The sequence below is a fragment of the Stenotrophomonas maltophilia group sp. Smal13 genome (genome assembly GCF_030236855.1).
Lineage (GTDB): Bacteria > Pseudomonadota > Gammaproteobacteria > Xanthomonadales > Xanthomonadaceae > Stenotrophomonas > Stenotrophomonas maltophilia_A.
This window is the reverse complement of the sequence record NZ_JASJSQ010000018.1, coordinates 20,229-32,812: the sequence shown is the minus strand read 5'-3', so window position 1 is coordinate 32,812 and position 12,584 is coordinate 20,229. Positions and strand designations below refer to the sequence as shown.

At 64.8% G+C, this 12,584-nt stretch carries 12 protein-coding genes; 8 read left to right on the top strand and 4 right to left on the bottom strand.

Features of this window, described 5'->3' with window-relative positions; all coding sequences use genetic code 11:
* From QRO95_RS08510 to QRO95_RS08490, 5 genes are all read left to right on the top strand, one after another.
* A complete protein-coding gene (locus QRO95_RS08510; protein WP_285302281.1) occupies positions 1-4,410 on the top strand; it encodes a hypothetical protein in 4,410 nt (1,469 codons plus the stop codon).
* Positions 4,411-4,464: 54 nt separating this feature from the next.
* Positions 4,465-4,764 carry a hypothetical protein gene (locus QRO95_RS08505; protein ID WP_121504505.1) on the top strand — a complete coding sequence of 100 codons (300 nt, stop codon included), beginning with the start codon at positions 4,465-4,467 and terminating at the stop codon, positions 4,762-4,764.
* A 43-nt stretch (positions 4,765-4,807) separates the two neighbouring features.
* Positions 4,808-5,452, top strand: coding sequence for a hypothetical protein (locus tag QRO95_RS08500; RefSeq protein ID WP_285302280.1), 645 nt, complete (start codon positions 4,808-4,810; stop codon positions 5,450-5,452).
* A 48-nt stretch (positions 5,453-5,500) separates the two neighbouring features.
* On the top strand, positions 5,501-6,433 hold the full coding sequence (locus tag QRO95_RS08495) for an SOS response-associated peptidase family protein (protein WP_285302279.1): 933 nt from the start codon (positions 5,501-5,503) through the stop codon (positions 6,431-6,433).
* A gap of 203 nt (positions 6,434-6,636) precedes the next feature.
* Positions 6,637-6,981, top strand: coding sequence for a hypothetical protein (locus tag QRO95_RS08490; protein WP_107432122.1), 345 nt, complete (start codon positions 6,637-6,639; stop codon positions 6,979-6,981).
* A gap of 270 nt (positions 6,982-7,251) precedes the next feature.
* Here the strand turns inward: QRO95_RS08490 and QRO95_RS25310 are convergent, their stop codons facing one another.
* The gene (locus tag QRO95_RS25310) at positions 7,252-7,569 is read right to left on the bottom strand and encodes a hypothetical protein (RefSeq protein WP_049463266.1); all 318 of its coding nucleotides are present in this window, start codon (positions 7,567-7,569) and stop codon (positions 7,252-7,254) included.
* Between the two features lie 589 nt (positions 7,570-8,158).
* On the opposite strand from QRO95_RS25310, the gene QRO95_RS08480 reads away from it, so the two are divergent.
* Entirely contained in the window at positions 8,159-9,010 is an 852-nt protein-coding gene (locus QRO95_RS08480; RefSeq protein ID WP_285302277.1) for an alpha/beta hydrolase, read from the top strand.
* An 84-nt stretch (positions 9,011-9,094) separates the two neighbouring features.
* The gene (locus tag QRO95_RS08475; RefSeq protein WP_285302275.1) at positions 9,095-10,033 is read left to right on the top strand and encodes an alpha/beta hydrolase; all 939 of its coding nucleotides are present in this window, start codon (positions 9,095-9,097) and stop codon (positions 10,031-10,033) included.
* Between the two features lie 107 nt (positions 10,034-10,140).
* On the opposite strand, the gene QRO95_RS08470 is transcribed toward QRO95_RS08475, so the two are convergent.
* A complete protein-coding gene (locus tag QRO95_RS08470; protein WP_049400506.1) occupies positions 10,141-10,566 on the bottom strand; it encodes a response regulator in 426 nt (141 codons plus the stop codon).
* Between the two features lie 94 nt (positions 10,567-10,660).
* A complete protein-coding gene (locus QRO95_RS08465; RefSeq protein ID WP_285302273.1) occupies positions 10,661-11,428 on the bottom strand; it encodes a type II CAAX prenyl endopeptidase Rce1 family protein in 768 nt (255 codons plus the stop codon).
* Between the two features lie 149 nt (positions 11,429-11,577).
* Between QRO95_RS08465 and QRO95_RS08460 the strand changes: the two genes are divergently transcribed.
* Positions 11,578-11,892, top strand: coding sequence for a zf-TFIIB domain-containing protein (locus tag QRO95_RS08460; RefSeq protein ID WP_032128518.1), 315 nt, complete (start codon positions 11,578-11,580; stop codon positions 11,890-11,892).
* A gap of 124 nt (positions 11,893-12,016) precedes the next feature.
* Here QRO95_RS08460 and QRO95_RS08455 read toward each other — a convergent pair whose 3' ends face one another.
* Positions 12,017-12,529 (bottom strand): GNAT family N-acetyltransferase, encoded by a 513-nt coding sequence (locus tag QRO95_RS08455; protein ID WP_032128517.1) that lies wholly within the window; start codon positions 12,527-12,529, stop codon positions 12,017-12,019.
* Positions 12,530-12,584 lie beyond the last annotated feature (55 nt).

Genomic DNA, 12,584 nt, shown 5'->3' with positions numbered 1-12,584 from the left:
ATGCAAGCAAGGAAACTCACGCTGGTGGAAATCGGCGTGGGCGGGCTGCCGTCCGCGTCTCCGGTGGCACCGCGCTTTTCCACGTGGTTCCCGGTGCCCTTCAAGGCGCCGGACGTGCCGCCGGCGAACGGGGTTACCCCCACGCCGGTGGCCGACGGCGTCGTGCTCGAATGGGACGCCGTCAATCTGGAGGGCGTGGTCTACGTCATCTCGCGCAGCGAGAACCAGAACGGCCCCTGGACGGAGATCCACCGCACCACCGAGACGCGGTACGTCTATAGCGACGGCAGCGGCAAGACGTGGTGGTTCCAGATCACCCCGACCGTGCGCGGCAAGACAGGCACCGGAACCGTGGTGGGTGCTGTCCCGCCCACGACCTCCAAGGACCTGGCCGAGCAGCAGGCCAAGCTGGCGGAGGAGATCAGCGCCCGGATCCAGGCGATCGCAGACGAGGCGGCGGCACGCGCTGCTGGGCTGGCGCAGGCTGCACAGGACCTGGTCGCCGAGGCACTGCTGCGGCAGCAGGGCGTGACCGAGGCCCTGCAGGCGGTCAGTGCAGAGGCCCAGGCGCGAATCGATGCGCTGCTGAACGAGAAGATGGCGCGCGAGGCGGCGATCAGCCATGAGCAGCAACTGCGGCAGAGCGCCGATGAATCGCTGGCGCGCGCAGTGTCAGAGGTCGCGGCTGGCAGCGGGACGCAGTTCGACAGCATCAAGCTCTGGCCGTTCAATCAGACCATTGAAGGGTGGACGGGCAACGGCGCGCCGACGCTCGTGGACGGCTGGCTGCGGCCCGCCAACCATGCCACCGCGCCGTGGGTGCAGTCGCCGGTGGCCTTGGCCGTAGACGGCAGCGCATACCGCTTCGTGAAGCTGCGCGTGAAGCGCGTTGGCTCGCCGACGTGGAGCGGGCTCCTGCAGTGGATCACCGCCACGGACCAGGCATGGAATACGCAGAAGCGTGCGGCCATCCCGGAGCCGGCGTGGGACGCGAATGGCGTGGCCACGGTCGACGTGCAGGACATTGCCTGGTGGCCGGCCACGGTTGATGCGATTCGCCTGCAGCTGGGGGCGGCGCAGACCGTCGCCAACTACTACCTGATCGACTACATCGCCGTGGGGCGTCCGCAACCGGGTGCGTCGGTGGCGCTGGTGCAGGAGGAAACCCAGGCACGTATCACTGCAGTCGCCGCTGAAGCTCTCCAGCGCAACACGCTGGCCGTTCAGATGCGAGGCAACTACACCGGAACGGATCCGCTGCAGCTGACTGCAGGGCTGGCCTACGAGGAGTTTAAGGCCCGAGTGGCTGCGGACTCGGCGCAGGTGCAGCGCATCAGCACGATGGAAGCTCGCATGCCGGTCGGCACTGGTTCGCTTGCAACCGCGGCATCGGTGACGGCGCTGCAGGAAGCCACCGCGACCACCACCAACGCGTTGGCGCAGTCGATCATGACGATCAACGCCACATTGCCCGCGATGATTTCGCAGGGCAGCAGCATGGTCCTCAATGGCTCCTGGCAGGCCGGCAAGGACGTTGGTTGGACCTACGACCCGGGTGCCACCGGCACCAGCTGGCCGGCGACGGAGGGGCGTGCCGGTGGGGCGTGTGTGCGCTTCGATCCAGGGGCCATTCGACGGAAGGCTGCATATGCCAACAGCCGGACGGTGATGCCGACGAGCCCGGGCAAGAAGTACCGCTACGGCTGCTGGTATCGGACTAGCCCGGACTTCAATGGCACCTCGGGTGACAGCAAGCTGCGGCTGTCGAATCAGAACGATGATCTGCTCGGCGGCTCAACGTTCTTCGTGGCGAACAAGGCCGCGTGGACGTACCTGAGTGCCGTTTACTCGATCCCGGAGAACACTGCGATCACCGGGTTGAAGCTGAGCATACTGGCTGACAACACCGCCGGCACGTTGTGGGTCGACGACGTTTCGCTAGAGGAAGTGACAGAAATTCTGGCGAACGCTCAAGCGATTTCGGACCTCAGCACCAGCGTGACGCAGCTGGGTGAGACGGTCACGTCTCAGGCAGGGCAGTTGACGGCGCTTCGAAGCGACCTTACCGGCGTTTCTGGGAGAACCGACGCCAACACCCTGGCGCTGACCCAGCTGACCTCGCGCACCACTACGGTGGAGGGCAAGGTGGAGACGGTGGGCACCAGCGTAACGAAGCTGGAAGGCCAGATCCAATCTGTCGGCGGCGACAACCTGCTCTGGAACAGCAGCATGGAAGACGCCCCGGTAGCCACCGCGGCCCCAACCGGTTGGAATCTGGAACGTATCCGCAGTGACGTGGGTGGGACCTTCTCCTACGTCGACTCGTCGCTATCCGGTGGCGGCAAGGCCGTGCGACTCGACTGGACGGCTGTGAACGCCAAAGACTGGGTCGGCCTGAACCGTGCCGGTCCTGGCTCCAACTACGTGAAGGTGGATCCGAACACCGACTACACCTTGTCCTCTTGGGTGCGCGGCACGGCGGGAACGAAAGCCCAGATCTACGTCCAGTGGATGAACGCTTCGGGCGGAACAGTGCTGGGAACCGTGACCTTGCCGGAAGTGGTCATGACCAGTCAGTGGCAGCGGCTGATTCTGCCCGCTCGTTCCCGCGGTGACGCTGTGCTTGCTCGCGTGTACGTGGGCCGACAGTTCGCAGACCAGCCCGGTGCGTACGCCATCGAGATCGACAACGTGCAGTTCCAGCGTGGGTTGGTAGCCACTGAATACCGCCCGAGCGGTCAGGAGGCGATCAACCTCACGACGCAGAACGTGTCTGCTGTTTCCGGCCTGACGACCCGCATGACCAACGCCGAGAACAAGGCAACGGCTCAGGCGGACCAGCTGACGAGCCTCACAGCGTCGGTGAATGCCAGCTTCAACCGTGGCGACAGCATCAACACCAACTCCGCTTTCGACGGATCGGCCCAGCCGTTCGCACTTGATGGGGCGGTTGAGTGGGTAAATGGTGGGGGGCAAGTCGGGTCCGCAATACAGATGACCCACGTCGCGGGGGCTACGAATCCAGCGGTGCGAGCTAACCGTGGCGCCTGGTCTCCACTCCGGGCGGGCACTGGACGGCGCATGCGTACAGTCATCGTGGCACGCGCCACATCGGGTTCCATTTCCTTGACGGCGCGATGCCGGGTCCGCACGGGTGGCGTGGCGGGCGAGGGCAACAACGACCAGACGACGCCTGTTCTGACTACGGCTTGGCAGAGGTTCGCCTTGGAGCACCCAATCGGTGATGACCGCACCGAAGTAATGTCCCACGTGTGGGCAACGAACCGGGCGAGCGGAACAGCTGTGGTGCTGGTGGATCGCATCGAGTTCTACGACGTGACCGACGAGTTGCTGATCAGTGCCAATGCATCGGCAACGGCAGGCCTCACCACGGCGGTGAACCAGCAGGGCAGCAAGCTGGACGCGACGGCGCAGGACTTGCTGAGCCTGAAGACGCAGGTGGGGAATGTGTCGGCCAGCGGCTTCAACGAGCTGAAGACCCAGGTCACGCAGCAGGGACAGACGCAGGAGTCGCAGGCGCAGCTGATCACCGGCTTGCAATCCCAGATGGGGAACAAGGCGGAAGCGGCGGTAGTGGTGGAGATGGGAACCAGCATCAAGAACCTTGGAGAGTCCGGCAACCTGCTGCAGAACTCCACGTTCCCGTTCTGGTCAAAGAACGGCTGGGAGTGGACGGAAAACCCCGACAATTGGTGGAATGAACTCGGCAACCCGACAGGTAGCGGCGACTGGAACCCCCAAGGTGTGTTTGGTCTTGGGGCAGTAGCGAAGGGCGGTATGAGTGCCGGTCAGGTGTCAGCGACATCCACCGCCTACGACACTGCCGTACTTCCAAACCGCACGTATTGCTTCAGCGTGTGGCTTCAGACGCATCGGTGTGATAGCCGGATCGAGATCGCATTCTATGATCGCGGCGGCAACTACCGAAGCAGCGCCTACAGCGATTGGTCGCCGGCGAACGATGGCAACGCGTCTTGGGGTCTGGGTGCCATTCCGCGCAGCTATTTGTTCGGAAAGGCACCGCCAGAAGCTACCTTCGCCCGAGTTCGTGTCTTCCTGCGAGGTGTTGGTGGCCTACAGGCGCCGTACTGGTGGATGTTCCGGCCGATGTTCAGTCAGGTGGCAGAGGGCGCGACTGCCCCGCCTGCATGGAACGCGGGTGGCCTTGAGGCGAACGCGAACTGGGGTGTGAACGTTCGTGCTGACGGGAAGATCGGCGGCATCCAGCTGGCCAGTAACGGGGCGATTTCGTCGTTCGACGTAGTGGCCGACGTGTTCCGTGTGTCCTCCCCTGGCAACAGCGGGCAGCGCACGGAATACAGCGACGGGAACTGGCGCACCTACTACCCGAACGGGCAGCTCGCCACGCGCATGGGCTGGTGGCAATAGCAAAAGGCGGGAGTGGCAAACGCCCTCCCGTCAATCACTAGAGGAGTAGAGCGCATGCCTGCGGGAATTCAGACCTTCAATCTCGACGGATCGCTGGAGATTGACTACACGACCCGCTTGGGGCTGTTCATCGGCACGGTTCAGACCGACGCCGTGCACGGTAATTCGACCTGGGTTGGGCCACTGCCACCAGGGGATTTTCTCTTCTACGTAGTGCCGCCTCCGGCGCAGCCTGGCCGCACCCCAACCGTTTGGTACTCGGATGGCCGGGTGTATTGGGGAACGGATGTGGATGGCAACGGGCAACCAGTCTTCTCCCTGGTTCCGGCAACTGTCCTTTACGGGGTGCACTGAAATGCTAATAGGAGGGTTTGAGGCATACACCCCATCTGGAACGGTGCAGGTCCGAAGCGATCTGCTCAACTTCCATCTGCGCCACAAGTTCGATATCAACGAAGCTGGCGCCGTTGCGTACCAGGTGTCTGGGATCGTAGTAACCCGGTACGTCACGCGTGACTTCCAGGCCAAGAGCCCCGTGGTTGCGGTCACTGGTCCGACAAACAATTTCGGACTCAGCGTGATTCTGACCAATCTCGGCGGCAACAACTGGCGAGTGTCGGCCTACACGGGCTCATCGATTGTGTTCGGCACGGTGTGGGTGTACGACTCGGTTGTGACTGGAACGCCGGGCAAGACCGGAATCGAGGTGTACCGAGAGCATACCGGGGAGCTGGCCTTCGCTTCCTGGGCGAAGCCCCTACGCATCATGGGCGTAACTACTGCCCCGTTCGGGGCAGCAGAGGGCGCCTATATGCAAGTACCTGCTGGTCGGCGCTACGCGGTGATCTCGTCCCGTTCGTGCCAGCGAATTGAGCGTGGCGTGGGCTTCCGCTTGACCGGGCCGCAGGGGGACGGGACCGGTGCAGCGGGTTCGGGGCGCTTCTACTATGCCGGCGCGACTGCCCTGATCCCGCAGTCCGACAATGCGACACAGTTCAGCGCATCGGGCCACTTCGTGCTGATCGACGTGACCGGCCACTAAGCTGCAGCGTCACGGCGACTGAACGGCGGGGCGTGTCAGATTGCGCCCATGTGCTATTCCGCCCAGATCACCGCCGCCTATCAGAAGCTGGTCCGGATGACCGGCGCCACGCTGTCGCTGCAGGAATTCGCCGCGCTCTATGCTCACGACCCGGGCAAGAAGCGGCCCAAGACCCCGAAGGCGATGGACGACGCCTTCCGCGCCGGCTCCAGCCCGGAGGAGCTGGCAGTGTGGGCTGAGGTGGAGCAGTGGAACCGGGCCGAGGCCGCGGTGCTTGAGCAGGAACTGTTCGCCAGCCGCAAGCGCCTGGCCGATGCCGAGCGGGCGCTGCAGGTGAAGGAAACTAAGAAGGCGCGGGAAGACGTGCGGATCGCCGGCAACAAGATCGATCGCGCCCTGGCCAAGCTGGCCGACCTGAAGCGTACCGACCCCAAGGACCGGGATAGCCGGATCTTCCCCGGCGTCTATGCCCCAGTGATCGTCTCGGAGGGCGGCAAACTGGTGATCAGGCCAATGCGCTACCAGTGCCGACTCGCCGGGAAGCCGGCCAACTACGACCAGCGTTACCCGGGCACTTACAACGCCCGCCGCGACAGCTTGGAGAAGTTCTGGGCGCCGGCCTTCGGCCACACCCACGGCCTGCTGGTGGTCAATACCTTCTACGAGAACGTGGAGGGGCCGGACGGCAAGAACCAGGTGGTGCAGTTCACCCCGCGCACTGGCGAGCCGATGCTGGTGGCGTGCCTGTGGTCGCACTGGACGGACCCCGCGGGGAAAGAACCCGACCTCCTGTCGTTCGCCGCCATCACCGATGATCCGGAGCCGGAGGTGGCTGCCGCCGGCCATGACCGGACGATCATCAACATCAAGCCCGAACACGTCGATGCCTGGCTGAACCCGGACCCGACCGACCTGGCCGCGCTCTATCGGATCTTTGACGGCAAGCGGCACCCGTTCTACGAGCACCAGCTGGCTGCGTAGGGAGAACCCCGAACGTCAGTGGGTGGTTGCCCGATAGTGCCAAGCCGCCGGTGCTGGCATTCTGACTGTGCCGGATCCGGGGCCGCAGGCAGCTCAACCCGGGGGCGCGTGAGCAGCGCCGCGCCGGCACCCATCCCGAACGATTCAGGCAGGTCACCGCCACGTTCGCAGGATCTGCGACGGTCGGTCGTATTCTTCCGGCCATGCCGCTCCCCGCCGACTTCTACTGGACGACTAGGTCGGCCAGCCACCCGAATGACACCCCGACTGTGATCGCCTGCCATGGGGTGTGGGTGGTGGCCATGGCTGAACGGGTGAACGATGGCATCTGGATTGCCTCGCTGGACCGGCACCGGCACGGCCCGGGAGGACCGTTCCGCTGGTGCAGCAGCTACGCGCAGGGCCGGGCCGGCGCCGAACAATGGGTGGTCAGGCACGAGGCGAGGTTGCGCGAGGACGTGGCCTTGATCCGGGCCTGGCAGGAAAAGGTTCGGGGCAATCGGCTGGCCAAGGCAGGCCAGGATCCGCCATTTGGTTGGATGGGATAGCCCTTGTTTGAGGCTGCTGGATGGGTTGGAAATCCATTCCGCAAAATTTCCGGGGCCTTTGCGGCTCAAGGCTTTCAAGTGTCAGTTTCGAAGACTGTAGCGGAACGAATAGCGGCGTAACGCATTGAAAGTAATGCAATTGTCCTGTGACTTTTAATCTTTTGGTCGAAGGTTCGAATCCTTCACGGCCCACCATTGCATTCAATGACCCAGGTCATTCAGAAAGGCACCGCAATGCGGTGCCTTTTTTGTGGCGCTCGTCCAGGGCAACTACTTCGTCCGCGCATTCTTCGCTTTAGCCGCCGCCGCGTCGGCAGCCTCCTGTGCGGCCGTTGCTGCCGCATTCGCAGAACGTGCCGCCTCCGCTCTTGCCGCCTCGAAATAGGTGAGCCGCTGCAGACTGGTTCTGCGTTCCAGTTCCATTGCTGCGGCGAAGCTCTCCGGATGCTTTGCAGCGCAGGCCTCCTGCACCAGTTGCACGGCACGATCAGACAGCCCGGGCTGGATGTTGCCGAGCAGGCAATCGGCATACGGTACGGGCGCGGCCGGGCTGGCGGCCAGCGCGGCGATGAGTACGGCACTCAACATGCAAACCTCCTTGTAGGTTTCGAAGGGGCTGGTGACCAGTCGGTCCCAAGTATGGACCGGTTCTGGGTAAAGCGGGGGTACGCCGGCCGGATATCCCGGCACACCCGTTCCGCCAGCCTGCGGCAGGCGAAGAACAACCCATCGCCCCCCCCCCCTTTCATCCAGATGGCAGTCGGGCGTGGCCATCGACCGGCAGCGCTCAGCGGCGTGCAGCATTTCCGCCACGGTCAGCATGCCAACGGCGGCACGCTTCGCGCGTGCCATCGCGGATGCGCTTGAGGCATCCCCAGAATGCGCATCCACGCATGGCGTGGATCTACTTTCGCCTGAGGACAATCGCTGCGATGACGGCTGCGATGCCGACCGGGATCAGGACGACCGCCAGAAGAATGATCCAGTGCCAAATGCTGAAGCCCCCCATGTCCCAACTCCTTGTAGGAAACGACGAATGCTAGCAAACCCGATTGCAGTCATTTCCCGATACAGTTCAAGCATCGCGCAGCGCCGTAGCATACGTGCAGGCTTGCCGAATCGGCCGACGCCTTGGCCTTGGCGTTATGCTCGGCACTTTCCCAGGATGGGCCGCTCCATGCGCTTGATCGTGCTGTCGCTGTTGTTGTCCGCTGTCTCCGCCGCGCCGTTGATGGCCGCCGAGCCGGCACCGTCCGCACAGGCCGCCGCCGCAACCCCGCTGGTCATCGGCGAGACCTTCACCATTGAATCGAAGGCGCTGGGCGAAACTCGCCGCATCAATGTCTACCGCCCGCAGCCGTGGGGCCTGGACCCGAAGGCGGCGTTGCCGGTGCTGTACATGGCCGATGGCGGCATCGGCGAGGACTTCCTGCATGTGGCCGGGCTGGTGCAGGTGCTGAGCGGCAACGGCAGCATGCGTCCGTTCCTGCTGGTAGGCATCGAGAACACCGAGCGCCGCCGCGACATGACGGGCCCCAGCAGCGACCCGCAAGACCAGAAGATCGCGCCCCGCATCGGCGGTTCAGCGGCCTACCGCAGCTTCCTGCGCGATGAACTGATGCCGCAGGTGCGCCAACGCTACCCGACCACCGACGAGCGCGCGCTGATCGGTGAATCGCTGGCCGGCTTGTTCGTGGTCGAGACGTTGCTGCAGGAGCCGACACTCTTCAACAGCTACATCGCGCTGGACCCCAGCCTGTGGTGGAATCGGGGCACGATGTTGGCCGCTGCGGCCAAGCAGTTGCCGGCGGTGACGCGTGCGCAGCCGCGCGTATTCCTGGCCAGCAGTGGGCAGCCGGAGCTGGCTGCGTCCGCCGCGCAGTTGGCCACGCTGCTGCAGCAGGCGTCGCCGTCGCCGCTGGTGAAGTACCTGCCGCTGCCGGAGGAAACCCACGCTACGATCTATCACCCAGCCGCCTTGCGGGCGCTGCGCACGCTGTTCCCGGCACCGCCGCCGGCCTCGCCCTGATCCGGCGTGGCACTGCACCGCACGACGTGTGAGGATGCGGTAGCGGCGCCACTTGGGGGCGCCGCCCGCAACGGGAGAGCGTGGATGCAGCGTGTGCGTGGATGGAGTGTGGCGGCCTGCCTGGCCGTGAGTGGCTGTGCGATGTCGGTGGCACCACCGGCAACGCAGAGTGACGCGAAGGAAAGCGCGGCAACGGCGGTGCCGGGCGTGGTGCTGCCGGATACCGAAGCGCTGCGCGTACATGACCCCGTGGGGCGCGATTACCCGATCTGGGTGGCGCTGCCGGCCGACTATGCGGCGCATCCGGAAAAGCACTATCCGGTGCTGTACGTGACCGATGCTCTGTACAGCTTCCCGCTGGTGCGCAGCGTGCGCAATCTGGTGGGGCAGCAGGGCGTCAACATCGAGAATTTCATCCTGGTCGGTCTGCCGCCGCAGGAAGGCCTGACTTCAAAGCAGAGCCGCTCGCGCGACTACACGCCCAGCAATCCGGCGCGCACGGTCGATGGCTATTACAGTGATGACGTCACCTACGGCGGTGCGGCACATTACCGCGATTTCCTGGCCGCACAGGTGCTGCCGATGGTCGATGCGCGTTATCGCACCGATCCCGCCCGGCGCATGTTCGCTGGTCATTCCTATGGCGCGCTGTTCGGTGCCTATGTGCTGACCACACAACCGGACATGTTCAGTACCTACATCCTGTCCAGTCCTTCGTTGTGGTTCGACCAGCTTCTGCTGCCGCGCATGCAGGATGCCGCAGTCATCCCTGCGCAACCTACGCGCGTGCTGCTGTCGGTGGGCAGTTACGAGACGGACAAGCCAGGGCCGCGTTATTCAACCGGCAACGACATGCTGAGGCAGACCGCGGACTTCACTGCCCAGCTGAAGCGCACGGGTCGCAAGTTGAAGGTGGACAACGTGGTGATTGACGGCGAGGACCATCTCACGGTTTACCCGCGGGTGATCACTCGCGCACTGCTGGAGGTGATGCCGGGTGAAGGGCCGTACACCGGCGGTTGATGGAGGGCTGCATCCACGCATGGCGTGGATCTACGGGTGGTGTTGACGTGGATCCATGCCGAAGAGAAACGGAATCAGTAGATCCACGCCAGGCGTGGATGATTGCCTCAGGCCGCGCTGGCCTGCGGCGGCGGTATCAGCGTGGCATCCGCTGCGTGCCGGAAGCACAGCCGGATGGCATCGAGCAGTTCGCTCATGCTGTACGGCTTGGGCAGGAAGTGGATGCCGGCGCGCAGCTGCGGCAGCACGCGGTGCTGGTCCATGCCGGAGGTGACCAAGATCGGCAGCTGCGGCAGGTGCTCGCGCACGCGGTTGGCGGTTTCGATGCCGCTGATGCCGCCCAGGCAGACGTCGGTGAACAGCAGGTCGAACGGTTCACCGGCGTTGAGCAGGCCCAGCGCGGCCTCGGCGCTGCTGACAGCGGTGACCTGGCAGGCCTGGCTTTCCAGGGCGAGGCGACTGAGTTCCTGGGTTTCCTCGGCGTCCTCGATCAGCAGGACGCGCGGTTCCACAAAGCGCTTGGACAGCAACATGACGCGGCAACTCCGGACAACAGGGGGAGCGAAAGGCGCGCAAGTATGCGCAAGCCGGTAGTGAGCCCGGCGTGCACGGCAAGCTAAGTGGGCGTTACAGCCGCCCGCGCCGCTGGCGGCGCACGTGCCAGGCCAGCACCAGCACCGCCAGCAGGGCCGTGCCGATGCGCAGGCTGGTGGCCGGCCAGCCGAGCGCGACGGCGTCATCAAGGCTGAACACATTCCAGGCCAGGTTCATCGAAACGTGCAGGACCAGGCCGCACCACAGGGTGTCACCGTCGAGGTGGTCGAGCCAGGCGAAGATGAAGCCGCCGAGGGCGATCACCGCGCCGACGAACAGCGCGATGCCGCCACCGTCGAACCCACCGAAGCCGAGCCAGTGCACCATGCCGAACAGCAGCGCCTGCGGCAGCGCGAGCAGCGGCCACGGACCACGCACGATCTTCACCAGCAGCACGAAGCCCAGGCCGCGGAACAGCACTTCCTCGGCCAGCGGGAACAGCACGCCCAGCATCGTGGCATCCAGCGAGGTCAACGCCGTGTTCGGGGTACCGAGCAGCGCCAGGCCCAGCCAGCACGGCAGGCTGGCCAACAGCACCCACATCGGGCCTCCCCAGCCATTTCCGCGCAGCCCGAGGCTGCCCAGCAGGCCCATGCCACGGGGCCGCAGCAGCGTGGCCAGCAGTAGTGCCACCAGCACCGCCAGCGCATTGTCCAGCAGGCTGCCGCCGTAGGGCATGGGCAGGGCAGGAATCGGAGTCCCTGCGGCCGCGGCGATATCGCGCAGGTTCAGGCCCAGGCCAACGCCCAGCAGGACCAGCAGCAGGCGCGCGGTGGTGGGCAGGCGGGACAACGCGGTCATGTACGCACTCCCTGCGGAACAGGGGCCCAGTGTGTGCGACTGCCGCCGCATCGGCGCGCGTCGGAAGTCCCTGTGCCATCGGTCATGCGTTGCCGCACAGTCATCACCGCACAGGTACAGTCGATGCAGGACCGACAGGAGCAATGCCGATGCTGTGCCCCGTGTGCAAGACCCAGACCCTGCAGATGGCCGAACGCCATGGCATCGAGATCGACTATTGCCCCGGCTGCAGGGGCGTGTGGCTGGATCGTGGTGAACTGGACAAGATCATCGAGCGTGCCGGTGCCGGTGCCGGTGCGGCCGTGCCGCCGCCCGCGCCTGTGCAGCAGCATCCGGCATCCTCTCCGCCGCCGGTGATGCACCGTGATACCCGCCACTTGGGCCAGCGCTACGAGGACAATCGGGGCCACGGATACAAGAAAAAGAAGAAGGACAGCTTCCTGTCGGAACTGTTCGATTTCTGAGGCGCTTCGCGCTTTGTAGAGTCGAGCTATGCTCGACTGGCTGTTGCCGCCAAGAGTCGAGCATGGCTCGACTCTACAGGTTAGGTGCAGTCGAGCATGGCTCGACTCTACATGGAGCGCGTGATCACGGCCGCCGCAGGATGAACTCGCGGTCGTGGGTGTCGCCGACGATGAAGTCGTACTCGCCAACCTTGCTGCAGCCGTAACGCGCATAGAAGCGCTGTGCGCCGAAATTCTCTTCCCACACGCCCACCCACAGTGTGCGGCGCTGCGGCTGGTCCAGCCAGGCCATGAACGCGTCCATCATGCGTGCACCATGGCCGCCGTTCTGGTGTGCGGCCAGGATGTAGAACCGCTTCAGTTCGATGTCGCCGTCGCGTGCATCCGTGTGCGGCAGGGTGTTGGCACCGGCGGCCAGATAGCCGACCACGGCGTCACCGTCCATCAACAGCCAGATGGCACTGCGTGGATCGGACAGTTCGATGCGCTGCGGCTCGCTGCTGTAGTGCGCCTGCAGGAAATCGTGCAGCTCCTGCGGCGGATAGGAATCGCCCCAGGTTTCGTTGTAGGTGGCAATCGCGATGGCCGACAGCGCGTCGACGTCGGCAAGGGTGGCGCGGCGGATCTGCAACGACATAGCGGTGCCTGCATTGGAACGTGGCGCAGTGTAGCCGGCCCCGGCGGCTGCCGGG